Raw genomic sequence first — 24,480 nt, forward strand, 5'->3', positions numbered from 1 at the left:
GGATTTCGATTTGCGTTCTTAGGAAAAGGCGAATTCACTCCATGGAGTGTAGGCTATTCGGCTATAGTTACGGTAGTGATATTATTCTTCGGAATCTTGATATTCAATAAAACAGAAAAGAACTTTGTAGATACGATCTAAATGAGCCAACCGATAATAAAAGTAGAAGAACTCTCAAAAGCCTATCAGATTGGTCAGATAGGAACAGGCACTATATCGCAAGATTTGGAGCGGTTTTTTATCACCAAAGTATTGGGCAAGGAAGATCCTTTTCTAAAAATAGGTCAAACCAATGACCGCAGCACCAAAGGCGACAGCAACATAGTTTGGTCGTTGCAAGACATCAATTTTGAAGTCAATCAAGGCGATGCAGTAGGAATTATTGGAAAGAATGGCGCAGGTAAGAGTACACTATTGAAATTGTTGTCACGAGTTACGAGTCCGACCACAGGTCAAATCAAAGTAAGAGGCAGAATTGCGAGTTTACTCGAAGTAGGAACGGGTTTTCATCCCGAACTGACCGGAAGAGAAAACATCTACTTGAACGGTTCGATACTGGGAATGAGAAAGAAGGAAATCACCAGAAAGTTGGACGAGATTATCGATTTTTCGGGTGTTGAGCGCTACATTGACACGCCAGTAAAACGGTATTCATCGGGAATGTACGTGCGATTGGCTTTTGCAGTAGCAGCGCATTTGGAGAGTGAAATACTCATTGTAGACGAAGTACTGGCCGTTGGTGACGCCGAATTCCAAAAGAAATGTTTGGGCAAAATGGGCGACATCAGTAAAGGAGAAGGACGAACCGTTTTGTTTGTAAGTCACAATATGGCGGCGGTGAAAAATTTATGCAACAAAGGGATTGTGTTGAAAAATGGTCAAGTTGTATATAATAGCGATGCTGATGCCGCAGTTGATTATTATTTTTCCAGTAATAAAGAAGAGCAACGATTATTAATCGAGCGAAAAGATCGAAAAGGAAATCAGCAAATTCAATTTACTAGCATTGATATTTTAAACTCAAAAAACGATTCGGTTAATGAAGTTTTTCTGAACGAATCCATAAAAGTAGTGCTTAATTATAAAATCAATCAAACTATCGATATGGAAAAATTCATATTGAGTTTGGTGGTTTATGATAATTACGAAAATGTAATGTGTGCCTTTGCTTCTGATGAAATGGGAGTGAAGTTTTCTAAAAATGATAAAAATCAAATTGAATTAGAAATTCCTTCCATGCAATTACGACCAGGAAGTTATTCGATAGCCATTTATTCATTTTATGAACGAACAAAAGAAAGTGATTACGTTGATACAGTAATGAGTGCAATTTCATTCGAAATTTTATCAGATGATGTATATAATTCTGGTAAACTGATTAGAAGTCTTAATTGTGCTTTTATTAAAGGTAACTACAAATTTTAAGTTATGAAACTTTTAAAACTTCCTTTTATCATCCTAAAAAAGCTTAAGAATTACTTTTATCCTAAAGAGAATATTGTCCCAGTTCAAACTCCAATTATTGAATATAAAATTGGAAATGTAAAGCATCATAATACGCAAATTGATGGTTTGATTCCTCAGATGGTTGAAATTGGCGATGATTTTATTTCAGCACCAGGTTCAATAATTTTGGCTCACGATGCTTCATTGTACAATCACATTCGAAAACATAGAGTTGAAAAAACCATCATCGGCAATAAGGTTTTTTTGGGCGCGCAATCAATTGTACTTCCAGGAATAACTATTGGTGATGGCGCAATTATTGGCGCTGGTTCTGTGGTGACAAAAGATGTTAAACCTTACACGGTGGTTGCAGGAAATCCAGCTAGATATATTTGTGAAGTTTCGGATTATATTAAAAAGTGCGAAGAAAGAGGAGTTTTGTTTGATACTCCAGTTCAATTTGAAAAGATTTTTGAAGGTGAAAGATACACCAAAGAAGACAGACAAATTTTTCAAGACTATTACCTAAATAGAGAAAAGAATAATGGTTAAATGAACGGCAAAAAAAAAATACTAGTCCTCGGAATTGGTCAATCTAATTTTCTAAATCAACTGTACGGCGATGTACTACTTAAAGACGATCAGTACAGTGTTGATGTAGACAAATTTTATGATGTTTCCAAAGGTCAAGTGACCAACGATTCGCCTTTTCAAACCAAATTCAACTTCGACGATCTTCCATTTTCATTCTTCCAAAAAATAATTCACTTTTTGACTTTTAGCGCGCAATCTTTCTTTTGGGAAATTTTATTTTTCGAGTTGAGTCAGAAAACACATCCCAAACTTATTTTTCAGTCGCTTCAAAGATACGCACGCGCCAATTATATTGTAAAAAAACGCATGTTGCCTCAACAACATCATATTTATCATTTCCATTATTGTACACCCGAACATTTAATGTACATTCATTTTTTACCTAAAAACAGCAACATTATTTGTAGTTTTTGGGGTTCCGATTTGATGCGAATTACCGGAGTTTCCAATGTGTATTATGTCAGTAAAGCACTCCGAAAAGCAACCAAAATTACCATTCAATCGGAAGAGTTGTCGCAAATATTGTTATTCAAATACGGTCGCGAATTTGAACCGAAAATTGTCATTAATCAGTTCACCATCAACACCGATATTTACCATCATATTGACCGTTTGAAAGAGGACAAAGAAGACATTAACGCTTTCAAAAACAAACATTCCATTCCAACCAACAAAATTATAATTGCGATTTCGCACAACGCATTCAGTGCCAACAATCATTTTAAAATTTTGGATAGTTTGGCTTCGTTAGATCAAAAATACAAAGACCAATGTTCGTTTATTTTGCCTTTGGGTTACGGTGGAAATGAAGAGTACATCAATCAAATCAGAGCTTATTGTACTAATCATCCCGAATTTCAAACCCAAATTCTAACCGATTATTTCGATCCTGAGAATACGGCTTTATTGCGTTTGTCTACCGATTTAATGATACAAATGCCCATTAGTGATGCGTTGAGTGGCGCAATGACCGAAGTGTTGTACACCGGAAATGCAGTAATTTCAGCTTCGTGGTTGCCGTACGGTGTTCTAAAAAACAATCAACTGCCTCTGATTGACGCCTTTGATTTTAATCAGTTGCCCAAATTAATCACGCATTTTTGTGATAATCATCAGGAAGTGAAAGTAATGAATCAAAATAATGCTCAAAAAATAAAAAGCTTTTTATTCCCAGATACAACCTCAAAACAATGGATTTCGTTGTTTAATTCAATGAACTAATTCAAATGAAACTAAGCATTATAATTCCGGTTTACAAAGTGGAAGAGTATGTTCAAAAATGCCTCGAAAGCATTGTTGCACAAGATATTCCAGCCGATGATTATGAGATTATTGTCATTAATGATGGTTCGCCTGACAATTCTAAAGAAATCATTCTCGAATTTCAAAAACACCAACCCAATTTACTATTTATCGATCAAGAAAATCAAGGTGTTTCGGTAGCTCGAAACCGTGGTTTGGATGTAGCCAAAGGCGACTACATTTTGTTCATTGATCCCGATGATACGATTGAAGAAAATTCACTCGGAACCCTTTTGCAACACGCCGATGAAAAAGCTATTGATGTTATGTATTTGGGTTTGGATTCGTACGATGAGAATGGTGTTTTTCTATTTTCTTCTCCAGCAGTTGGTGATGAAAATAATACAACTGATGGTTTCTCACACGGAAGGAGAACTTATCCAGCCACGCTTTACAAATCAAAATGTATCGGTGATATTCGCTTTGTCAAAGGAATTCTTCGTGGTCAAGACAGTGTGTTTAATGCCATGGTTCAAAGTAAGGCTCAACGTTGTACGTATTTCGGAAAACCGTATTACAAGTATACGCAACGCCAAGATTCATCCCGCCAATTTGTACTTTCCGATAAGGTGTTTCACAGTAATTTATTTGCCATTTCAGTGCTAAATGACTTCCAAAAAGAGCATTTTCCTGATCCAAATGCCCAGCAAAAAAAATACTTTGACGAAGTGATTTCTTTGTTTGTGCAACGCAGTTTCGAGTGGAACATTCTTCCTCAGAAAAATAAAAAGAATTTTAATCAATTAAAATCGAAGCTCAATCAATTGGGTTTGGACTATATTTTAAATGATTTATCTCAAAAAATAAAAAACTGTAACCAACCTTTTTACTTATTTTTACTGCTCAATTGGCTTGATGCAAAGCGAAATCAACTGGCATCCTTTTTTAAAACAAAATAACCAATGATTGCTCTATCTGTTGTTGTTCCGGTTTACAATTCTGCCGTCTACCTCGATGAATGTATTCAATCGTTATTGGCACAAACCTTGACCAATTGCGAGTTTATTTTTGTCAACGATGGCTCAAAAGACGACAGCCAAAGCATCATTGAATCGCATCAAAAAAACGACAGTCGAATTGTACTCATTAATCAAGAAAATCAAGGTGTTAGTGTAGCTCGAAGCAACGGAATTGCCATTGCCAAAGGAACTTATATCGGTTTTGTTGATGCCGATGATACCGTTGAAAAGGACATGTTTCAAACATTGTACACTATTGCAACGCAGAATAAAGCTGATATTGTGGTTTCTAGAGTCAAAAAAGAACAAGATGGAGTAGTTGTTTCGCATCCGCATCCGTTTGAAAGTGAAGTTGTTTTTGATGCAGAATACATTCACAATCAAATCATTCCGTACATGATTCAGAAAGACAATCTGAACAGTGCGTGTAATAAAATATACCAATTAGACTTCATCAATCAACACCAAATCCGATTTCCAAAAGGCGTAGCTTTGGGCGAAGACGGACTTTTCAATATGAAAGCGTTGTCTTTTGCCAAAAGCATTATTTTTACAGACTACACCGGTTATTTTTACCGAGAAGTAGCCGGAAGTGCCACACGAAACATCGTTGAAAAAGACTATTTCAAGCAAACATTAGCCGTTTATCAATTTGATTTTACTCAGTTTTTAAACGGGAAAGTGAGTATCCAAAACGAGCAACAACTCAAAGGCTTACGTCTTATTGATAAAGTACTCGCTATCGTTGCCATTTATTTGAACGCCAAAAAGTCGGGTTCTTTTTCTTCCCGTTACCGCTACGTAAGAAATATGATACACAACAGCGAGGTTCAAAAAAATATACGTCAATTATGGGCAGAAGTGACGCAGAACAAATCGAAATTCGAAAAATTTATACTATATTGCATTAAATCCAAATGGATGTTTTGTATCGTTTTGGCCACGCAATACAGTTACTTAAGAAACAAAAAATAACAAATGAAGATTGTATTATACTATCACGGAGGAAGCAAAAATAGAGGTTGTGAAGCCATTGTTCGTTCGGCAATTCCCATCATTAGAAAACAAATTCCCAATGCCAAAATCACTTTAGCTTCGCTAGACGCTACTTCTGATAAAGACATTCCCGATCTAGACGCGATTATTGACGTTTCTAGAGTAAACATAAAAAAATACTCACTCGATTGGTTCATCAACGTGTTCAATGTGAAAGTATTGAAAAGCGACAACTTTGCGCATCAAAGACAAAACCAAAAACTAGTCGATTTAATTGCTAAAAACGACGCTTTTTTGTCTATTGGTGGCGATAATTATTGCTACGGAGAACAACCTTGGCTCTATGAAATCAATCGATGCATCAAAAAAGCCAAAAAAAAATTAGTGCTTTGGGGCGCATCAATCGGCGAAGAAGATTTGTCTGCCGATAAAATAGCCGATTTAAACAACTACGATTTGATTTTGGCACGCGAAACACTTACTTATGAAGTGTTAGCTTCGAAAGGATTGACCAATATTCAATTGTGTGCCGATGGCGCTTTTACCATGAACAAAGAAGAATTGCCGTTACCTCAAGGTTGGCAAGAAGGAAATACACTCGGATTTAACTACAGTCCGTTGGTTTTTAAAATGAATGAATCGTCCAAAAACGCGGCTTTCGATTTGATTCAGCACATCATTGATACTACTGATATGACAATTGCTTTAACGCCTCACGTAATGATCAAAGGAAACGATGATTCGGAAGTGCTGGCCGAATTCGAAGCCAAATTCAAGGCGACCAATCGAATAGTGATGATACCGAATAACCTGAATGCCATTCAGTACAAAGGATACATTGCTCGAATGCGATTTTTCATCGGAGCGCGTACTCATGCTACAATTGCAGCGTATTCCAACTGTGTTCCAACGATGGTGTTGGGCTACAGTATCAAATCAAAAGGAATTGCTAAAGATTTGTTTGGTGAAGAAAAATTAGTCTTGGGAATTACCGAAATATCCGACGCCACAAAACTCATCAATAAATTCGAAGAGTTAAAAAATGAAGAGCTTCAAATTAAGGAAAGCCTTAAAAATAGAATCTCTGAAATCCAAAAAATGTCGTACAAAGCAGGCGAATATTTGGCGCAATTGTAACAATGAATGAAGAAAAAACTACTTTTTATTATTCCGAGTTTGCATCTGGGTGGCGCTGAAAAAGGGCTCATCAATCTGTTAGCAAATTTTGATTACGAAAAGTACGAAGTTGATTTATTGTTGTTTACCAAAGAAGGAGCGCTGGTAAAAGACTTGAATTCGGAAGTAAATCTTCTTCCAATTAGTGCTAATTTTGTTACTTTTTCGAAAGGTTTGGTCGCTTCGTGCGTGTCTTTTTTCTTTCAGCTCAAATGGAAATTGTTGTGGCATCGATTACTGTTCGTAATGACCAATCGCAAACACGCAACCAACAAAGCCGAGCAATACTCGTGGAAGCACCTCAAAAATTTTCTCGAAACTCCAACTACTGTTTATGATGTTGCCATCGGATTTTTAGAAAAAACATCCATTTATTGTTGCGTCGATGTGGTGAAAGCCAAGAAAAAAATTGGGTTTATACGAACCGATTACAGTTCACTTCAACTCGACAAGAAATTCGATGAAAACTACTTCCATCAATTGGATTATTTGTGTGCCAATGGAACGCTGTCGTTAGAAATTCTAAAAAGAGAATTTCCGCAATTGGATTCCAAATTGAAATTGGTAGAAAATGTTACTTTCCCAAAACGGATAAACGAATTGGCCAAAGCCGAACCATTATTCAATTCGGATGCTATTTCCATTGCCACTGTCGGAAGATTGGAATTGCCCAAAGGCTATCATTTGGCTGTTGAAGCCTGTGCTATTTTAGTCAAAAAAGGCTACGATATTCAATGGATGATTGTTGGAGAAGGAAGCGAAAGAGCTAATTTGGAGCAACTCATTTCACAGCAAAACCTTCAAAGCAATGTAATTTTAGTTGGGCAAAAAGAAAATCCGTATCCTTATATTTCACAAGCTCATTTTTACGTACAAACTTCATTGCACGAAGGCAAAAGCAATACCATCAATGAAGCAAAAATTTTGTGTAAACCGATAGTTGTAACTAATTTTGAATCGGTTTTCGAACAGATTACGCATTTGAAAAACGGATTCATAGTAGAAAAAAATGCTGAGTCTATTGCGAATGGCATCATCACTTTGATTGAGGAAGTTGAATTGAAAAACAAAGTAGTAGAGCAATTACAAGTTGAGCAATTGGTCAGCGGAAAAGAAATTGAGCAATTCTATCAAATACTAGAGCATTAATGAAAAAAAAACTGTTGTTTATTATTCCTAATCTGAATTCGGGTGGCGCAGAAAAAGCCTTATTGTCTTTGCTGCAAACGCTTGATTTTGAGCGGTATGAAGTAGATTTGCTTTTGTTTAAAAAAGAAGGAATTTTTCTGAATCAGTTGCCCAAAGAAGTTCATTTGTTACCCGAACCTCAAAACTACAGCTACTTTGATATGCCTTTGTTACAAGCGGTAACCGAACTGATTACGAAGTTAAAATTTAAAGTGTTATTCTATCGCTTAGCAGCAATTTACATTTATAAAACGGAGAGAATCCCAACAGTTAGGGAACAAAAAGTATGGTCATTCATGAAAAATGCGCTGCATAATCTTGATAAAGAGTACGATGTTGCCATAGGTTATCTTCAAAAAACAGCCAATTATTTCTGCATTGATAAAGTGAAAGCGACCAAAAAAATTGGTTTTGTTCACAACGATTATCGTATGCTGAAATTGGACAAAACCATTGATGAACCGTATTTTAAAAAGTTTGATTCCATCGTTACGATTTCTGAAGTGTGCGAGTCCATTTTAAAAGAAGAATTTCCGCAATTTTCTGACAAAATTAGTTTGATGTACAACATTTCTTCGCCAAAATCCATCCGGAAAATGGCCGAAGAGAAAGTTGATCTGGACTCATCGATAGATACAATTGTAACCGTCGGAAGATTGAACGACCAAAAAGGTTTGGATATTGCTATTGATGCGTGTAAAATACTGGTTGATAACGGCCATAAACTGAAATGGTACATCATTGGTGAAGGAAATTTACGCCCTAATTTAGAGCAACAAATTGCAGAAAATAATTTGCAATCGAACTTTATTTTGTTGGGTTTGAAAGAAAATCCATATCCTTACGTGCAACAAGCCACAATATACGCTCAACCTTCGCGCTTCGAAGGGAAATCCATCGCCATCGACGAAGCCAAAATACTGCATAAGCCCATTTTAGTAACTAATTTTCCTTCAGCAAAAGATCAAATTGAGCATTTGGTAAACGGTTACGTTGTTGAAATCAATGCAAAGGCAATTGCAGATGGTATTGCCAAACTGTTGACAGATAAAGAAGTTACAAACACACTTGTTCTTAATCTGCAAAAAGAAAGTTTAGGAACAGAAAGCGAGATTGAAAAAATGTATCAACTGATGGAATGATTGATTGGCGAAAGTTTTAAAGCAAGAGACTGATTTTTTAATAAGAAGAAGCTTTCATTTGTTTTAATTTTGACGCTTAATAGAACTAATGTAATTATATTTGTTTTTTAAATGAATCGTATGGAATTAAAAGGGAAAAAGAGTAATTTTTTTGATGAATTGCAGAGTTCAATTGCCCAATTCGGACAAAACAACGCCTTCTGTATTAATGGAGAATTCTATACGTATCATGAGTTTGCTCAAGTAATTTCCAACATTCGGGATTACATAAAAAACACTATTGCCAATGATGAAAAGATAATCGGAATTGTTGCCAATGATGATTTAGAAACGTACGCAGCAATTGTTGCGCTTTGGTTTGAAGGAAAAGCCTACGTTCCGATAAATACGGATACTCCAATAGAACGAAATCAAATCGTAATTGAGGAAGCACAGATTACAACTATTATGGATTCGTCGGATGTAATTAATTTCCCGAATTTAAAAACCATATCTACAAAAAAATTGCCTTCAGCGGCAGTAAATTTAGTTCCGAATCAAACGAGTGAAACCGAATTGGTTTACATTTTATTTACGTCAGGAACCACCGGAAAACCAAAAGGAGTTCCGATTACCCGACAAAATTTAATGGGTTTTATTGATGCGTTTTGGGACATGGATTTCAACATCGATGAAAATGATAAATGTTTGCAAATGTTTGAACTAACGTTTGATTTATCCGTAATGTCGTACCTTGTTCCATTGCTAAAAGGCGCTTGTGTTTACACCATACCTAAAGATAAAATCAAGTACAGCTATATTTTTGAACTCATGGAAAATCATGAGTTGACTGTTGCATTGATGGTTCCATCGATTTTGCATTTTCTGAGACCTTATTTTGATGAAATTGATTTGCCCAAAATGAAATACAGTTTGTTTTGCGGAGAAGCATTGCATCTGGATATAACCGAAGAATGGAGCAAATGTTTACCTAATGCTCGAATTGTAAACGTATACGGTCCGACAGAAGATACTATTTTTTGCACGTATTATGATTTTAAAAGAAACGAAAGCAATAAATCGCATAATGGAGTGCTTTCTATAGGAAATTCGATGGCCGGAAATTTCACTATTTTAGTGGATGAAAACAATCAAATGGTGAACGATGACAATGTAGGCGAGTTGTGTTTGGGCGGAATTCAATTAACTCCGGGCTATTGGAAAAACGAAGAAAAAAATAAAGAAAGCTTTTTTTATGCTCAGTATTTAGGAAAAGAAGAACGTTTTTACAGAACAGGCGATTTATGTAAGGTGGATGATCAAGGCGACTTAATGTATTTGGGAAGAAAAGATTTTCAAACCAAAATACAAGGTTTTAGAGTCGAACTTTCTGAAATTGAGTTTTATGCAAAAGAGTTTTTAGTCAAAACAAATGTGGTAGTCGTGGCCATGACTGATCATATCGGAAACACAGAATTGGGAATGATCATTGAGGATAAAAATTTTGATACCACAGCATTGTTGGATTACATGAAATTGAAGTTGCCAACGTATATGATTCCGAAGAAAATTGCTTTCATTGATGTTTTTCCTCTGAATGTTAACGGTAAAATTGACAGAAAACAATTAGGATTACTTTTCAAAAACTAATATGGATCAGGTATACAGCATCAGAAAAGCAACTACTGACGACCTCGTTTTTTTGGCAGAAGTGATAATTGAAGCCGAGAAAAGTGGTACGGATAAATTGAGTCTTTCCACTTTGTTTAATGTAACTGAGAGCAAGGTTAAAGAGTATATTATCAGTATGCTTGATGAAGAAATCGACGGTTGCGAATTTTCGGTTAGTAGTTTTTTAATTATAGAATACGATAAAAAACCGGTTGCCGCATTTGGCGGTTGGATAGAAGGTTTTGAGGATGAAATGAGCTCATCAATACTCAAATCCAATTTAATAAATTATACATTTGATAGAGAAAGTATACAGTTTTTAAAATCGAAAGCCCATTTATTGAAGAATATTTTAATCGATAGAGAAGATAAATCCTTGCAATTAGAATATTTATATGTAGCGAATGAACATCGAGGAAAAAAACTAAGCAATACATTAATTGAGCAACACATACTCAATGCAAAACTGCTCTTTCCTGAACTTAAAAAAGTCCAAGTGCAGGTTTTTAAAAACAATATTGGCGCCATCAAAACCTACCAAAATAGCGGGTTTTCAATTGCAAAATTATTCAAGGCAGATAGTGCTGAACTATTAGATTATTTGCCTTTTGACGAGAAATACTTAATGGAAAAAACACTATAATACATCACACAATGGACAAAGCAGAAATAAAAGAAAAAATCAGAGGCATTTTACTATCAGTTTTACAACACGATAATTTTGAAATGGTTGATGAACTATCAGCTAAAGATGTTGATGGTTGGGATTCATTGACTCATATGGATATTATAACCGAAATCGAATCATTATTTGGCGTTCGATTTAAGTTAAAAGAACTCAACAAACTTAATAATTTAGGAAATCTAATAGATTTGGTCAAAGGAAAACTGGAAGAGAAATAATTTTTTTATGGAGTTCAATTCATTCGCATTCTTAATTTTCTTCTTACTTTTTTATGTTTTATATTGGTTCGTTTTCAATAAAAATGTAAAAGGGCAAAATCTATTTTTACTAATAGGAAGTTATCTTTTTTATGCGTGGTGGGATTGGCGATTTCTCTCGGTATTGATTTTTAGCTCAGTTGTAAACTATTTGTTGGCCATTAACATATCAAAAACCGAGGACGAAAGAAGGAAAAGCATTTTGGTTTACATCGCATTGCTTCAAGGTCTTGGAGGATTGCTTTTTTTTAAATACTATAATTTTTTTGTTACTTCATTAGTTGATTCGTTTTCGTCAATTGGAATTAGCCTTAATTTATCAACGTTAAACATCATTCTGCCTCTAGGTATCAGTTTTTATACTTTTAAAACTATAAGTTATATTTTAGATGTCAATAACGAAAGAATCGAACCTACTCAAAATTGGATTGTATTTTTTAGTTATGTATCCTATTTTCCTAGTCTTCTAGCCGGACCAATTGACAAAGCGAGAGATTTTATTCCGCAATTAGAGAAAAAAAGAGAACCTAATTATAGCTATGGTTTAGACGGCTTGCGACAAATACTTTGGGGTTTGTTTAAAAAAGTAGTAATCGCAGATAATTGCATTACAATTGTAAATGAAATTTTTGGTAGTTATGAAATTCTACCCGGAAGTACATTGTTACTGGGCGCTTTTCTGAATATTATTCAAATTTATGCCGATTTTTCTGGGTACTCTGATATGGCTATTGGTTTCTCAAAATTATTAGGAATACAGATTACAAAGAACTTCAATTACCCATTTTTTGCCAAAAACATAGCCGAATTCTGGCAAAGATGGCACATGTCACTAACCACTTGGATGACAGAATACGTGTATACTCCGCTATCATTCATCTTTAGAGATTATGGCAAATGGGGAACAATTCTCGCTATTTTGATTAATTTTATTCTGGTTGGTTTTTGGCACGGTTCCAATTGGACTTTTGCCGTTTTTGGTCTGCTTCATGGGTTGTATTTTATACCATTAATCCTAAGTGGTACAATGAATAAACGACCTTCTCCAACTTCAAATGATCTTTTACCGAGCAGAACTGATTTCTTCAAAATAGTAAAAACATTTACACTAGTAGCGCTAACTGGAGTGATTTTTACAACTCCAACCATCACCGATGCAGTCATGTACTACAAAAAAATGTTTTCAATCTCATTTTTTTCAATGCCTGTTTTTCCGTTAGGGATATTTCTCACACTAAAAATAGTTGCTTTAGTACTGATCATGTTTGTTGTTGAATGGATGGAAAGAAACCAAGATTTTCCATTGCATCATTTTGGTATTGATTGGAACAAAACCCTAAGACGAAGTTTTTATTATTTGCTAATTATCATAATAATAGCGTTTATGGGTAAGGAACAAGAGTTTATTTATTTTAAATTTTAATTGTATGTATAAACTTTTAAAAAGAACAATTCTATTTCTTTTACCTGTTCTTATTATTCTAATAGGATTGTCGCTCTTGTTTAAAAACCTAATAAAAAATCGCTCTGATTTCTCTTTAAATAGTAGCTGTACGACTCTTGTTTTAGGAAGTTCAATGACCGAATGCTCTTTGAATGATTCATTAATAGCCAATACCAAAAATCTTTGTAATGGTGGTGAAACGTACTTGTATACTTTTCAAAAATTAAAAAATGTAGTCGAGAATAATCCACAGATAACAACAGTATTCATTTCATTCTCCAACAACCAAATTGATGGTAAAATGGATCAATGGACGTATGATGATGAGCATTTAAACAATTACTTCGCCAAATATAATTTTAATATGACGGTTGATGATTATAAATTGATTATGCGAAATAATTTCACTGGATTTTTAAAAACGGAGGTTAAATCCATTTTTGAAAACGCCAAAACCATAGCGAGACGAAAAAATATGCTTGCTGATAATAATTTTGGAGGTTATTTGCATTTGAAAAGAAATAAGTTGGATTCTTTAATCAAGGCCAAATATGTTAATGTTTTAAAATCATACCAATCCGATAAAAAGTCTCAAATAAACATCGACTACTTAAAAAAGATTGTTGCATTTTGCAGCGAAAAGAAAATCAACTTATTTTTAGTCAGAACTCCAATTCATCCTGTTTTATTTGGTATTTTTGATGAGAATGAGTTTCAAAATATTAGAAAAACAAATTATCCTAAAGTTCCGTTTTTAGATTTTCATAATTTTCCAGTGACAAATGATGAATTTGGCGATTTTGATCATCTAAATTATAAAGGTGCAAAACGATTTTCTCTTTTCTTTAATGAATTAAGAGAAAAACAAATTTTTAAAACTCCAAATTACCAGCAGGTCATAGATTCAGAAATGGATCAACTAAAACAAATCCAAAAATGATTGCATTACTTTCGTTATTTACAGTTGGAATTTTTATATTGATTTTGCTAGTCGATATACTTCCCCAATTCAATACGTGGCAAAGTCGAATAAAAATCGGACGGTATGCTGATCAAGAAAGCTGGAAACAAAAAGTCTCTGAAATTTCAAAGAAATGGCTTTTTTCTACACCAACTATAAAATTAACGGATAATAAACGATTAATCATCATCGACATTATCAAAGGAAATTACAAACGAAATGCCATACAATATTGGCAAGAAGCTTCTTTATTGTTGGGTTTAATTGAAGAATATAAATCAACAAAAAGTGAAACTACGAAAGTAATCATCAACACTTATTTAGATTCAAAATGTAATGCTGATGGCACTTGGAAAATCCAACCCGATCAAATTGATGGAGTAATTTTGGCGTATGCCATTTTATCGATTCCATTTATTGATGCAAATAAATATAAAGCGTCTTTTGATGGCATGTATAACTTGGTTTTAAGTTTAAAAGGCGATGACGGAACCATTGCTTACAAAAGTCATGTGAAACAGTTCCGATACGTAGATACCATCGGATTTATTTGTCCGTTTTTAACGGAATACGGACTCAAATTCAACCACAACGAAGCAATTGATTTGGCCGTCAAACAAATTACTGAATTCAACCAATATGCAATGCTCAATGATACATCCATTCCGTGTCATACTTATCATTTACAATCCAAATTACCAGTCGGTTTGTTCGGTTGGGGAAGAGGTTTGGGTTGGTACGCAATTGGTCTGATTGATGCATGGAAAGCATTACCTGAATCCGATAGCAGAAAATCGATTTTGCAACACTATGTCATTCGTTTTGCCAAAGACGCAGCTCAGTTTCAAGATAATGATGGTTCGTGGCATTGGTTGATCTCTAACTCGGCTTCGCAGCGCGATTCATCTACTGTGGCAACACTGGCTTGGTTTTATTCTAATGCATTAAGCATTTCTGAAATAGCAACATTGTGCACTGAAACCAAAGAAAAAGCACTTCGTTATTTGATGAAAGTAACCCAACGCAATGGTGCCATCGATTTTTCGCAAGGTGATACCAAAGGAATTGCCATTCATTCGCAAGAGTTTTCGATTTTGCCTTTTACACAAGGATTTGCGCTTCGAACTTTATATAGAAAGGACTCATGATATTCAAATTAAAAACAGTTTTGGCACATTTGTTTTCGATTCGGTTTCGAAATTTATTTGTTATTATCCAAATCAAAGGAAATCGCCCTAACTCGCTTTTTATTCCACAAGGCAAATGCTACATTGGGTATCATTCTACAGCTCAAATAAACGTTGAAAAAGGAGTTTTCTTTCTAAGTAAATTTATGAGTAAGCCTGAACCGTATACTGGAGTTTTGAAATTACAGAAGAATGCTTCCATTAACGTTCAAGGAGATTTTATCATATATCCAGGGCATCATATAGTTGTGATGGAAAATGCACAACTTAACTTAGGAAGTGGATACATCAACAGAAACGCCCGGATTCATTGTTTTAAAGAAATTACTATCGGAAAAAATGTATCAATCTCTGAAAATGTCACTATTTGGGATACCGATTCACATACAATTGTGGGAAGAGAAGATCAAATGACACAACCAGTTTCTATTGGGAATCACGTTTGGATTGGAAATAATGTTACCATTTTGAAAGGCGTAATAGTTGGTGATGGAGCTATAATTGCTGCGGGTTCGGTAGTTACGAAAAGTATTCCAGCGGGTTGTTTGGCGGGTGGAATTCCGGCAAAAGTGTTGAAAGAAAATGTTGAATGGAAATAAACTTCAATGAAACTACTTTACATTACAAATGGTATCAATGGTTCTGGAGGTTTAGAGCGAGTGCTTTCAATCAAAACCAGTTATCTTGCCGACCAATTGGGTTATACAGTTCATATTGTGGGTTTGAATAACTCGACATCCGATTTGTTTTACCATTTTAGTAAAGCCATTCAACTACACGATATTGCTGTTGGTGGAAATCCGTTGAGCTATGTAAAAAGTTATGCTTTGGGTTTAAAAAAAGTGATTGCTCAGGTACAACCCGATATTATTTTGGTTTGTGATGATGGTTTGAAAGCCTTTTTTTTACCGTTACTTCTCGGAAAAAAAATACCAATTGTATACGAACGACACGTTTCTAAGCAAATAGAAAATCGAAAAAATTCTGGTTTTGTAAAGAAATTAGTAACCCAATTCAAATTGAAATTGATGACGATTTTGGCGACTCGATTTGATAAATTCATCGTTTTGACCGAACAAAATAAATCGGAATGGAATGCAAAAAACCTTCAAGTAATCCCAAATCCATTGTCGTTTTACCCAACAGAATCTTCAACTTTAAACAACAAAAAAGTAATTGCTGTGGGCAAACAATCACACCAAAAAGGCTTTGATCGATTGTTGCGAAGTTGGAAAATTGTTTACGAGAAGCATCCGGATTGGACATTGGAAGTATACGGAAAAAAAGATGCTTCTATGCAATTGGAGGCGCTTGCTAGTGAACTAAAAATTGAAAATAGTGTCCAATTTCATCATCCAGAAAAAAATATTACCGATAAGTATTTAGAAAGCTCTATTTACGTGCTTTCTTCTCGTTTTGAAGGTTTCGGAATGGTGCTGATAGAAGCTATGGCGTGCGGAGTTCCTTGTGTTTCCTTCGATTGTCCGTTTGGACCAAGTGATATTATTCAGCACAATCAAGACGGAATTATTGTAGAGAATGACAACGAAATTGCCTTTGGCGAAGCAATTTCTACCTTAATAGAAAATGATGAATTACGGCATAAAATGGGAACTCTAGCCAAACAAAATGTGAAACGATTTTTACCAGAACAAATAATGCCTCAATGGGACATATTATTTAAATCGTTAGTGCCATGAGAATTCTATTTACGACAGATCAGGTTTATTTGCATGGTGGAATTGAAAAAGTAATGGCTACCAAAGCCAATTATTTTTCAGAAAAGTTAGGGCATGAAGTGATCATTCTAACCACCGAACAAAAAGGAAATTCGAGTTGTTATACTTTGTCAGAATCGATAAAAATAGAAGATCTTGGCATCAATTACCATCGAGAGAAAAGTTATTTTCATCCATCCAACATTCGAAAAGTGGTTCAGCATTTTTCAAAATGGAAAAAAGCCATTCGTAACTTGAATCCCGATGTGATCATAGTATGCAATTATGCTTTTGATTTTTATTGGGTACCTTTTTTTAGTGGAAAAAGAACTACAATAAAAGAATACCACTCTTCACGATATTATAGTTTTGAACAGCGAAAAAAAGCGGGTTTTTTGCAACGATTAAAATTCAAAATCAACGATTTCATCGAGTCGAAATATTCTAGAATTGCAGTTCTCAATAACGATGAAAAACAATTTTATCTCAGTAAAAACATCACAGTCATACCCAATCCAATAGAAAAATCCGATTTCAAAGCTGAACTAGTGAGCACAAAAGCAATTGCTGCGGGTAGAATTGCTCCCATAAAAGGTTTTGAAAATTTAATTGAGGTATGGCGTTTAGTTGTAAACAGGCATCCTAACTGGGCCATTGATATTTATGGTCAAGGAGATGAAAATTACATTAGTCAGTTGCAGAAAAAGAGTAAAGAAAATAAGCTCGAAAATCATGTTTTTTTCAAAACAGCTACTAATGATTTGCAAAAAACGATGTTAGACTATTCAATGTATTTGATGACGTCGCATTCAGAGTGTTTTCCGATGGTGTTGTTAGAGTCAATGAACGTCGGTTTACCAATTGTATCGTTCAATTGTCCGACTGGCCCAAGGAATATTGTCACAAATAACGAAGACGGACTATTGGCTGAAGATCAAAATGTGATTGATTTGGCCAATAAAATTTGTTTTTTGATTGAAAATGAAAACATAAGAAAGCAAATGGGAGAGCGATCTAAAGAGAATATACAGCGTTTTTATGTCCAAAATGTAATGAATAATTGGGAACAGCTTTTTTCCTCAAATAAGGAATAAAGTTGTTTTCACTAAAAAACCATTTCTTTTAGTAATTTAGCCAAAACTATTTTTTTGAATACATTAGTTCCCATACAATATTACACCGACCTGTTTTATCATTTCACCTTAGTGATTTGCTTAATTGTTTTTTTGCAAAGTACTACTAGTGATATGGGTTCAATTTCCAACAGAAAAGGAAAAAGTGCATTAGCATTCGTTGTTTTTATACTCGTTGTTTTTTATATGGGTTTGCGCCCTGTTAGTTCTCAATTTGGAGATATGGTGCTTTACAATTTTGAGTTGAAAAGCATCATGATGGGCAATCCACCTAAAGGAAAAGTAGAGTTTCTATTTGATGCATTAATGAAATTTTTTGCATCTATTAAAAGTCCAGAATTATTCTTTTTTGTCTGTGCAGTTCTCTATGTTTTACCACTTTACATTGCTACTAAAAGAATGTTTGGAGACTATTGGTCGTATGCTTTTTTGATGCTTATTTTTTCTTTTACCTTCTGGCCTTTTGGAGTAAACGGAATACGAAACGGTATAGCAGCATCGTTGTTCCTATTAGCCATTTCAGAACCTAAAAAAATAATAAAATATGCCCTTTTTGTGGCCGCTTTGTTGTTCCATAAATCATTAGTTTTACCGTTAGCGGCGTATTTGGTTTCTAAAAACATCAAAAATGTTAAACTGTATTTTGCCTTTTGGTTTTTGTGTATTCCAGTTTCATTGGCTTTGGGTAGTTTTTTGGAAAGCTTTTTCTTAGGATTAGGCTTTAGCGATGATGAGCGATTGAAAGTATATTTAAGTGACCTAGATCAGTTAAACGAAGGCGTAGAGTTAAAGTTAGGATTCCGTTGGGATTTCATTATTTACAGCGCAACAGCCGTTTTTGCTTCTTGGTTTTTTATTTTTAAAAAGAAGGTGGAGGACTTAGTTTACAATAATTTAGTAGCTACTTATTTGTTGGCTAATGGTTTTTGGATACTCATCATCAGAGCTAATTATTCCAATCGATTTGCCTATTTATCGTGGTTTATGATGGGAATAGTTATTTTATATCCTTTGCTTAAATACCAATTATTCAAAGAGCAACACAAGATAGTCGGTCGTATTATTTTATTCTATTTTCTTTTGGGTTATTTGTTGAACGTAATTCTGGCATGATGAAAAAAATTACTGTTTTTACGCCTACTTTCAATCGAGCCTATTGTTTAGGTCAATTGTATGATAGTCTAATCCAACAAACCAATCCCAATTTTATTTGGATGATAATCGATGATGGTTCAAGTGATTCCACTCAAGAATTAGTTCAGTCATGGATGGATGAAAATAAAATTGAAATTCGATACATCTATCAGGAAAATCAAGGAATGCATGGCGCACATAATACGGCATACCAAAATATTGAAACCGAATTTAATGTGTGTATTGACTCAGACGATTTTATGCCAACTAACGCCATCGAGCTTATTCTTTCCCACGAATCAGAACTGAATAATGAGCATTTAGCGGGTTTAATAGGATTGGATGCATATAAAAACGGAAACATCATCGGAACCACCATCCCAGAAACCATAAAGGAATCAACCGTAAATGATTTGTACTACAAATACGATGTAAAAGGTGATAAAAAAGTAGTATTGAAAACCAAAGTGGTACAACAGTTTCCATTGTATCCAGTATATAAAGGTGAAAAGTTAGTGCCACTCGGAACATTGTATTTGCTCATCGACCAACAATACAAATGGTTGTGCACCAATGATGTTCTTTGTGTTGTTGAATACCTAGCCGATGGTTCGTCGAATACCATTTTAAAACAATACAAGGTCAGTCCTCGCGGTTTTGGCTATTTCAGAATGGTCAAAATGAAGTATTCTGGAAGTGTCGTTGAAAAAATAAAGAGTGCTATTCATTTGGTTTCTTCAGCTATTTTTGCTAAAGATTTTAGTTTAATCACGAAATCACCTAATATTGTTTTGGTTGTGTTAAGTTTACCTTTGGGAATGCTTCTGAACGTTTACATTCGATATAAAACTCGCGCTAAGTAATGAAAGTTTTGCACGTTATAAATAGTCTCGCAACTGGTGGTGCCGAAAAATTACTACTTGAAAGTTGTACTGTTTATCACCAAAAAGGAATCGAAGTTCACGTGCTTTTACTCAACGGCGTTGTACATCCTTTTTTGGAAGAATTGAAGCGCAATAAATCGTGTACCATTCATGTTATCGGAATGGGTTCGGTTTACAGTCCGGTTTTACTATTGAAAATCATTCCCTTTTTAAAGAAATTTGATTGCGTTCATGTGCATCTTTTTCCGTGTTTGTATTGGGTAGCATTAGCTCACGCATTGTCATTCTCAAAAACCAAACTGATTTACACCGAGCACAGTACGACCAATAACCGCAGAGGAAATCCTATTTTTAAAGTGTTGGATCGATGGGCGTATTCGAGGTATTCGTCTATTGTTGCCATTACACCTCAAGTGCTTGAAAATGTAAAAACACATCTACAATTTAAAGACGAGAATCGGTTTCATATCATTCAAAACGGACTCAATTTAAGCCAAATTCAATCGGCGCAACCGTATTTGAAAACTGATTTTTTTGATGACACCGAAGCCAAAATCATCATACAAGTGGCACGTTTTTTTGAACCCAAAGACCACGCTACTTTGATAAAATCGCTTTCCTTTTTGCCCGAAAATTATAAATTAATATTGGTAGGTGATGGTGTTTTAAAACCCAATTCGGAAGCTTTAGTCAGTCAACTTAAATTGGAAAATAGGGTTCAATTTCTTGGTGTTAGAACCGATGTTTTATCATTGTTGAAAACAGCCGATGTAATTGTATTATCTTCTAAATACGAAGGTTTATCATTGTCATGCATCGAAGGAATGGCTTCAGGAAAACCGTTTGTGGCAGCTGATGTTCCGGGTTTACAAGAAGTGGTTAAAAATGCGGGAGTTTTATTCCCTTTAGGAGATGAAAAAGCATTAGCAAATGAAATCAAAAAACTAATGGAAGACGAGTTGTATTGCAGTGAAATAGTTGCTCAATGCATCTCTAAATCAAATGAGTATGATATTCAGAAAATGATTGATCAATACATAAATTTGTATACCAAAAAATAATGTCAAAAAACACACTCATACGCATTACTACAGTTCCACTTTCTCTAGATAAACTACTGGAAGGACAACTCAATTATATGGGTGAATTCTACAATGTAATTGCGGTTTCTTCCGAAAAAGAATACTTAGAAGCGATAGGCAAAAGAGAAAATGTTGCCACACATCACATTGAAATGACACGCAAAATTACTCCGTTACATGATCTTGTTTCAGTAGTAAAAATGTATTTTTTCTTCAAAAAAGTAAAACCGTTCATTGTGCATACGCACACTCCAAAAGCCGGAATCGTCGGAATGGTAGCCGCGCGTTTTGCCAGAGTTCCACATCGATTGCACACCGTGGCGGGTTTGCCTCTTTTGGAAGCCACAGGTTTAAAACGCAAACTACTTGATTTTGTTGAGAAGTTAACTTATTCGTGTGCAACAAAAGTCTACCCCAATTCAAATGCTTTACTAGGTATTATTCAGGAAAACAACTATTGTCCATCAACTAAATTGAAAGTAATTGGCAAAGGAAGTTCCAACGGAATCAATACCGATTATTTCGACGACAAGCATTTTTCAGTTGAGCAAAAATCCGAACTCAAAAAGCAACTCAACATCCATGAAGACGATTTCGTTTTTATTTTTGTGGGTCGAATAGTTGCTGACAAAGGCATCAACGAATTAATCAGTGCATTTTCTGAATTGCAACAGCAAAAGGTTAAATTGCTATTGGTTGGTCCGCTCGAGCAAGACTTGAATCCGCTTTTACCCGAAACTTTGCAACAAATTCAGGGTAATGCCAACATTATTTCGGTAGGTTACCAAAACGATGTTCGACCTTATTTTGCTATTTCTAATGCTCTAGTATTTCCAAGTTATCGAGAAGGATTTCCCAATGTGGTTATGCAAGCCGGAGCAATGAATTTACCTTCAATTGTAACCAATATCAATGGCTGTAATGAAATTATTGAAGAAGGGAAAAACGGAATAATTATACCCGTTAAAAATAGTGACGAACTCCACAAAGCGATGTTAAAATTTGTTGCAAATGCAGAACAACTACAGACTTACAAACAGAATTCAAGAGAACTAATAGTATCTCGTTATCAACAAAGTAAAGTTTGGAATGACATATTGGAAGAATACCGTAACTTTGAACAATAATTTGAATAATGTACAAAGCCTTAGTTAAACCTTTTTTCGACATACTTTCGGCCGCAATTGGTTTAGTGGTTCTTTCACCATTATTGATTGTTATTACGGTGCTTTTGACTATAGCCAATAATGGAAAACCGTTTTTCTTCCAGCTTCGTCCGGGTAAAAACGGCAAAATTTTTAAAATTGTAAAGTTCAAAACCATGAACGATAAAAAAGACAGCGACGGGAAACTACTGCCGGATGCTGAACGATTAACCAAAATAGGCGCTTTTGTCAGAAAAACATCTTTAGATGAAATTCCGCAGCTGATCAATGTAGTTTTGGGTGATATGAGCGTTGTTGGACCTCGACCTTTACTCACCAATTACATGCATTTGTACAATGAATTTCAAAATCGCCGTCATGAAGTCAAACCCGGAATCACAGGCTGGGCACAAGTAAACGGCAGAAATGCCATTTCATGGGATCAAAAATTCGCCTACGATGTTTGGTATGTAGACAACATTTCGTTTACTTTGGACGTGAAAATTCTTTTAAAAACAATTATTAAAGTGATTAAAAGCGATGGTATTAACTCGGCAGATGCTGCTACAATAGAGCCTTTTGATGGAAAATAAAGTGATTTTATACGGCGCAAGCGGACATTGTAAAGTAATCATTGATATTTTAGAATGTTCCAATGTGGGCATCAAAAATATAGTGGATGACAATCCTAAATCAACTACTATTTTAGGAAAATCAGTGGTACATTCAAGTGAAATTTCGCTTCAACCAACCGATAATGTCATCTTATCCATAGGAAATAATAAAGTAAGAAAAAAACTCTCTAATCAATTGAATGTCACTTTTGAAAAAGCCATTCATCCAACCGCAATCGTATCCCAACATACTTCGATTGGAGAAGGAACGGTAGTTATGGCAGGCGCCATACTTAATCCTGACGCATCCATCGGCAACCATTGCATTATCAATTCAGGTGCAGTCGTTGAACACGATTGCATCATCGAAGATTTCGTTCATATTTCTCCTAATGCTTCATTAGCAGGCGGAGTTGAAGTGGGCGAAGGCTCGCAAGTCGGAATCGGAGCTACTGTTATTCAAGGAATCAAAATCGGAAAATGGGCTGTGATTGGTGCTGGAGCAGTAATTATAAATGATGTTCCAGATAACAGCGTTGTAGTTGGAAATCCGGGTAAAGTAATAAAAATCAAACAAAATGAGTACCACTAAAATTTGGCTTTCATCGCCTCACATGGGCGGAAATGAATTAAAATACGTTCACGAAGCATTTGCTACGAATTGGGTAGCGCCACTCGGACCCAATGTAACGGGTTTTGAAACCGATTTGGAATCCTTTTTAGGGCAAAATTCGTTTGTTGGAGCCTTGTCTTCCGGAACTGCAGCACTGCATTTAGCCTTGATTTTATTGGGTGTTAAGCAAGACGATGAAGTGATTTGTCAAAGCATGACTTTTTCGGCTTCAGCCAATCCGATTGTGTATCAAGGTGCCAAACCAATTTTTATTGACAGCGAATCCGAAACGTGGAATATGTGTCCGATTGCCTTAGAAGAAGCCATTCAAGATCGAATCTCAAAAGGTAAGAAGCCCAAAGCAATTATAGCTGTTCATTTGTACGGAATGCCTTTTAAAGTAGATGAAATCAGAAAAATTGCCAATACCTATCAAATCCCAATTGTAGAAGACAGCGCCGAATCACTCGGGAGCACTTACAAAGGGCAAAAATGCGGTACTTTTGGTGATATTTCCATTTTGTCGTTCAACGGAAATAAAATCATTACCACTTCAGGTGGTGGAGCGATAGTTTGTAAATCAGTCGAACAAAAAAATAAAGCGGTTTTCCTTTCTACCCAAGCCAGAGACAACGCTCCGCACTACCAACACAGCGAAATAGGGTACAATTACCGTATGAGTAATATTTGCGCCGGAATCGGACGTGGACAAATGGAAGTCCTTACCAAACACATCAATTTACGCCGTGATATGCACGATTTCTACGCAAATTTGTTTGCCAATCAAGACGGAATTACCGTTTTCTCCGAACCCAATTCCGATTTCTATTCCAATCATTGGTTGTCGTGTATTGTAGTCAATCCAGATAAAGCCAACGGTTTGACTCGAGAAAAGTTACGATTACAACTCGAAGCAGAGAATATTGAAAGTCGCCCGTTATGGAAACCAATGCATCTACAACCCATTTTTGCTGATTGCCCGTACTATGGCGGAACAGTGGCAGAACGACTATTCCAAAACGGATTGTGCTTGCCATCAGGCTCCAATCTATCCGATGAGGATCGAAATCGAATTGAAACTGTTATTAAAGCAGCATTATAAACCGTTTTTTTAGAAGCTAATCCAGCTATCCGTTACAAGTCCTCAGCCTAAAAAGTGTTTTTGTAAGT

The 24,480-nt window shown here is 35.3% G+C and carries 23 protein-coding genes and 1 pseudogene; all 24 read left to right on the forward strand.

Annotated elements, in window-relative coordinates:
• Positions 1-141: 141 nt before the first annotated feature.
• The 24 genes and pseudogenes from VK161_RS13605 to VK161_RS13720 all read left to right on the forward strand — a co-directional run bounded on the left by VK161_RS13605 (position 142) and on the right by VK161_RS13720 (position 24,412).
• The gene (locus VK161_RS13605; RefSeq protein WP_324215338.1) at positions 142-1,425 is read left to right on the forward strand and encodes an ABC transporter ATP-binding protein; all 1,284 of its coding nucleotides are present in this window, start codon (positions 142-144) and stop codon (positions 1,423-1,425) included.
• A 261-nt stretch (positions 1,426-1,686) separates the two neighbouring features.
• Positions 1,687-1,839: pseudogene (locus VK161_RS15400) on the forward strand (DapH/DapD/GlmU-related protein); the annotation flags it as partial.
• A 159-nt stretch (positions 1,840-1,998) separates the two neighbouring features.
• On the forward strand, positions 1,999-3,261 hold the full coding sequence (locus tag VK161_RS13615) for a hypothetical protein (RefSeq protein ID WP_324215340.1): 1,263 nt from the start codon (positions 1,999-2,001) through the stop codon (positions 3,259-3,261).
• A 5-nt stretch (positions 3,262-3,266) separates the two neighbouring features.
• Positions 3,267-4,241, forward strand: a complete 975-nt coding sequence (locus VK161_RS13620) for a glycosyltransferase (RefSeq protein ID WP_324215341.1) — start codon at positions 3,267-3,269, stop codon at positions 4,239-4,241.
• A gap of 3 nt (positions 4,242-4,244) precedes the next feature.
• Entirely contained in the window at positions 4,245-5,276 is a 1,032-nt protein-coding gene (locus VK161_RS13625; protein WP_324215342.1) for a glycosyltransferase, read from the forward strand.
• A gap of 3 nt (positions 5,277-5,279) precedes the next feature.
• On the forward strand, positions 5,280-6,434 hold the full coding sequence (locus VK161_RS13630; protein ID WP_324215343.1) for a polysaccharide pyruvyl transferase family protein: 1,155 nt from the start codon (positions 5,280-5,282) through the stop codon (positions 6,432-6,434).
• Positions 6,435-6,440: 6 nt separating this feature from the next.
• Positions 6,441-7,622, forward strand: coding sequence for a glycosyltransferase (locus VK161_RS13635; RefSeq protein ID WP_324215344.1), 1,182 nt, complete (start codon positions 6,441-6,443; stop codon positions 7,620-7,622).
• The gene (locus VK161_RS13640; protein ID WP_324215345.1) at positions 7,622-8,803 is read left to right on the forward strand and encodes a glycosyltransferase; all 1,182 of its coding nucleotides are present in this window, start codon (positions 7,622-7,624) and stop codon (positions 8,801-8,803) included. Before VK161_RS13635 ends, VK161_RS13640 begins: the two co-directional genes overlap by 1 nt.
• 120 nt (positions 8,804-8,923) lie before the next feature.
• A complete protein-coding gene (locus VK161_RS13645; protein ID WP_324215346.1) occupies positions 8,924-10,432 on the forward strand; it encodes an amino acid adenylation domain-containing protein in 1,509 nt (502 codons plus the stop codon).
• 1 nt (position 10,433) lies between these two features.
• Positions 10,434-11,096 (forward strand): GNAT family N-acetyltransferase, encoded by a 663-nt coding sequence (locus tag VK161_RS13650; RefSeq protein ID WP_324215347.1) that lies wholly within the window; start codon positions 10,434-10,436, stop codon positions 11,094-11,096.
• 11 nt (positions 11,097-11,107) lie between these two features.
• Positions 11,108-11,356 carry an acyl carrier protein gene (locus tag VK161_RS13655; protein WP_324215348.1) on the forward strand — a complete coding sequence of 83 codons (249 nt, stop codon included), beginning with the start codon at positions 11,108-11,110 and terminating at the stop codon, positions 11,354-11,356.
• A 7-nt stretch (positions 11,357-11,363) separates the two neighbouring features.
• Positions 11,364-12,818: an MBOAT family O-acyltransferase gene (locus VK161_RS13660; RefSeq protein ID WP_324215349.1), complete on the forward strand. Its 1,455-nt coding sequence runs from the start codon at positions 11,364-11,366 to the stop codon at positions 12,816-12,818.
• A 4-nt stretch (positions 12,819-12,822) separates the two neighbouring features.
• Complete coding sequence (locus VK161_RS13665) at positions 12,823-13,779, forward strand: hypothetical protein (RefSeq protein ID WP_324215350.1); 957 nt, start codon at positions 12,823-12,825, stop codon at positions 13,777-13,779.
• Positions 13,776-14,948 carry a glycoside hydrolase family 88 protein gene (locus VK161_RS13670; protein WP_324215351.1) on the forward strand — a complete coding sequence of 391 codons (1,173 nt, stop codon included), beginning with the start codon at positions 13,776-13,778 and terminating at the stop codon, positions 14,946-14,948. Before VK161_RS13665 ends, VK161_RS13670 begins: the two co-directional genes overlap by 4 nt.
• Positions 14,945-15,586: an acyltransferase gene (locus VK161_RS13675; protein WP_324215352.1), complete on the forward strand. Its 642-nt coding sequence runs from the start codon at positions 14,945-14,947 to the stop codon at positions 15,584-15,586. The genes VK161_RS13670 and VK161_RS13675 overlap by 4 nt, the downstream gene beginning before the upstream one ends.
• 6 nt (positions 15,587-15,592) lie before the next feature.
• Positions 15,593-16,687, forward strand: coding sequence for a glycosyltransferase family 4 protein (locus VK161_RS13680; protein ID WP_324215353.1), 1,095 nt, complete (start codon positions 15,593-15,595; stop codon positions 16,685-16,687).
• Positions 16,684-17,799, forward strand: a complete 1,116-nt coding sequence (locus tag VK161_RS13685) for a glycosyltransferase family 4 protein (protein WP_324215354.1) — start codon at positions 16,684-16,686, stop codon at positions 17,797-17,799. Before VK161_RS13680 ends, VK161_RS13685 begins: the two co-directional genes overlap by 4 nt.
• A gap of 54 nt (positions 17,800-17,853) precedes the next feature.
• On the forward strand, positions 17,854-18,951 hold the full coding sequence (locus tag VK161_RS13690) for an EpsG family protein (RefSeq protein WP_324215355.1): 1,098 nt from the start codon (positions 17,854-17,856) through the stop codon (positions 18,949-18,951).
• Entirely contained in the window at positions 18,948-19,835 is an 888-nt protein-coding gene (locus VK161_RS13695) for a glycosyltransferase family A protein (protein WP_324215356.1), read from the forward strand. The genes VK161_RS13690 and VK161_RS13695 overlap by 4 nt, the downstream gene beginning before the upstream one ends.
• Positions 19,835-20,917: a glycosyltransferase gene (locus tag VK161_RS13700; RefSeq protein ID WP_324215357.1), complete on the forward strand. Its 1,083-nt coding sequence runs from the start codon at positions 19,835-19,837 to the stop codon at positions 20,915-20,917. Before VK161_RS13695 ends, VK161_RS13700 begins: the two co-directional genes overlap by 1 nt.
• On the forward strand, positions 20,917-22,065 hold the full coding sequence (locus VK161_RS13705; RefSeq protein ID WP_324215358.1) for a glycosyltransferase family 4 protein: 1,149 nt from the start codon (positions 20,917-20,919) through the stop codon (positions 22,063-22,065). Before VK161_RS13700 ends, VK161_RS13705 begins: the two co-directional genes overlap by 1 nt.
• 8 nt (positions 22,066-22,073) lie before the next feature.
• A complete protein-coding gene (locus tag VK161_RS13710; protein ID WP_324215359.1) occupies positions 22,074-22,676 on the forward strand; it encodes a sugar transferase in 603 nt (200 codons plus the stop codon).
• Positions 22,666-23,289, forward strand: coding sequence for an acetyltransferase (locus tag VK161_RS13715; RefSeq protein WP_324215360.1), 624 nt, complete (start codon positions 22,666-22,668; stop codon positions 23,287-23,289). The genes VK161_RS13710 and VK161_RS13715 overlap by 11 nt, the downstream gene beginning before the upstream one ends.
• The gene (locus VK161_RS13720; RefSeq protein WP_324215361.1) at positions 23,276-24,412 is read left to right on the forward strand and encodes a DegT/DnrJ/EryC1/StrS family aminotransferase; all 1,137 of its coding nucleotides are present in this window, start codon (positions 23,276-23,278) and stop codon (positions 24,410-24,412) included. The genes VK161_RS13715 and VK161_RS13720 overlap by 14 nt, the downstream gene beginning before the upstream one ends.
• Positions 24,413-24,480: the final 68 nt, after the last annotated feature.

Source organism: Flavobacterium sp., assembly GCF_035299245.1.
Lineage (GTDB): Bacteria > Bacteroidota > Bacteroidia > Flavobacteriales > Flavobacteriaceae > Flavobacterium.

Coding starts and splice junctions, on each gene's coding strand:
- VK161_RS13605 (WP_324215338.1), top strand. CDS start 142: ATGAGCCAACCGATAATAAAAGTAGAAGAACTCTCAAAAGCCTATCAG.
- VK161_RS13615 (WP_324215340.1), top strand. CDS start 1,999: ATGAACGGCAAAAAAAAAATACTAGTCCTCGGAATTGGTCAATCTAAT.
- VK161_RS13620 (WP_324215341.1), top strand. CDS start 3,267: ATGAAACTAAGCATTATAATTCCGGTTTACAAAGTGGAAGAGTATGTT.
- VK161_RS13625 (WP_324215342.1), top strand. CDS start 4,245: ATGATTGCTCTATCTGTTGTTGTTCCGGTTTACAATTCTGCCGTCTAC.
- VK161_RS13630 (WP_324215343.1), top strand. CDS start 5,280: ATGAAGATTGTATTATACTATCACGGAGGAAGCAAAAATAGAGGTTGT.
- VK161_RS13635 (WP_324215344.1), top strand. CDS start 6,441: ATGAAGAAAAAACTACTTTTTATTATTCCGAGTTTGCATCTGGGTGGC.
- VK161_RS13640 (WP_324215345.1), top strand. CDS start 7,622: ATGAAAAAAAAACTGTTGTTTATTATTCCTAATCTGAATTCGGGTGGC.
- VK161_RS13645 (WP_324215346.1), top strand. CDS start 8,924: ATGGAATTAAAAGGGAAAAAGAGTAATTTTTTTGATGAATTGCAGAGT.
- VK161_RS13650 (WP_324215347.1), top strand. CDS start 10,434: ATGGATCAGGTATACAGCATCAGAAAAGCAACTACTGACGACCTCGTT.
- VK161_RS13655 (WP_324215348.1), top strand. CDS start 11,108: ATGGACAAAGCAGAAATAAAAGAAAAAATCAGAGGCATTTTACTATCA.
- VK161_RS13660 (WP_324215349.1), top strand. CDS start 11,364: ATGGAGTTCAATTCATTCGCATTCTTAATTTTCTTCTTACTTTTTTAT.
- VK161_RS13665 (WP_324215350.1), top strand. CDS start 12,823: ATGTATAAACTTTTAAAAAGAACAATTCTATTTCTTTTACCTGTTCTT.
- VK161_RS13670 (WP_324215351.1), top strand. CDS start 13,776: ATGATTGCATTACTTTCGTTATTTACAGTTGGAATTTTTATATTGATT.
- VK161_RS13675 (WP_324215352.1), top strand. CDS start 14,945: ATGATATTCAAATTAAAAACAGTTTTGGCACATTTGTTTTCGATTCGG.
- VK161_RS13680 (WP_324215353.1), top strand. CDS start 15,593: ATGAAACTACTTTACATTACAAATGGTATCAATGGTTCTGGAGGTTTA.
- VK161_RS13685 (WP_324215354.1), top strand. CDS start 16,684: ATGAGAATTCTATTTACGACAGATCAGGTTTATTTGCATGGTGGAATT.
- VK161_RS13695 (WP_324215356.1), top strand. CDS start 18,948: ATGATGAAAAAAATTACTGTTTTTACGCCTACTTTCAATCGAGCCTAT.
- VK161_RS13700 (WP_324215357.1), top strand. CDS start 19,835: ATGAAAGTTTTGCACGTTATAAATAGTCTCGCAACTGGTGGTGCCGAA.
- VK161_RS13705 (WP_324215358.1), top strand. CDS start 20,917: ATGTCAAAAAACACACTCATACGCATTACTACAGTTCCACTTTCTCTA.
- VK161_RS13710 (WP_324215359.1), top strand. CDS start 22,074: ATGTACAAAGCCTTAGTTAAACCTTTTTTCGACATACTTTCGGCCGCA.
- VK161_RS13715 (WP_324215360.1), top strand. CDS start 22,666: ATGGAAAATAAAGTGATTTTATACGGCGCAAGCGGACATTGTAAAGTA.
- VK161_RS13720 (WP_324215361.1), top strand. CDS start 23,276: ATGAGTACCACTAAAATTTGGCTTTCATCGCCTCACATGGGCGGAAAT.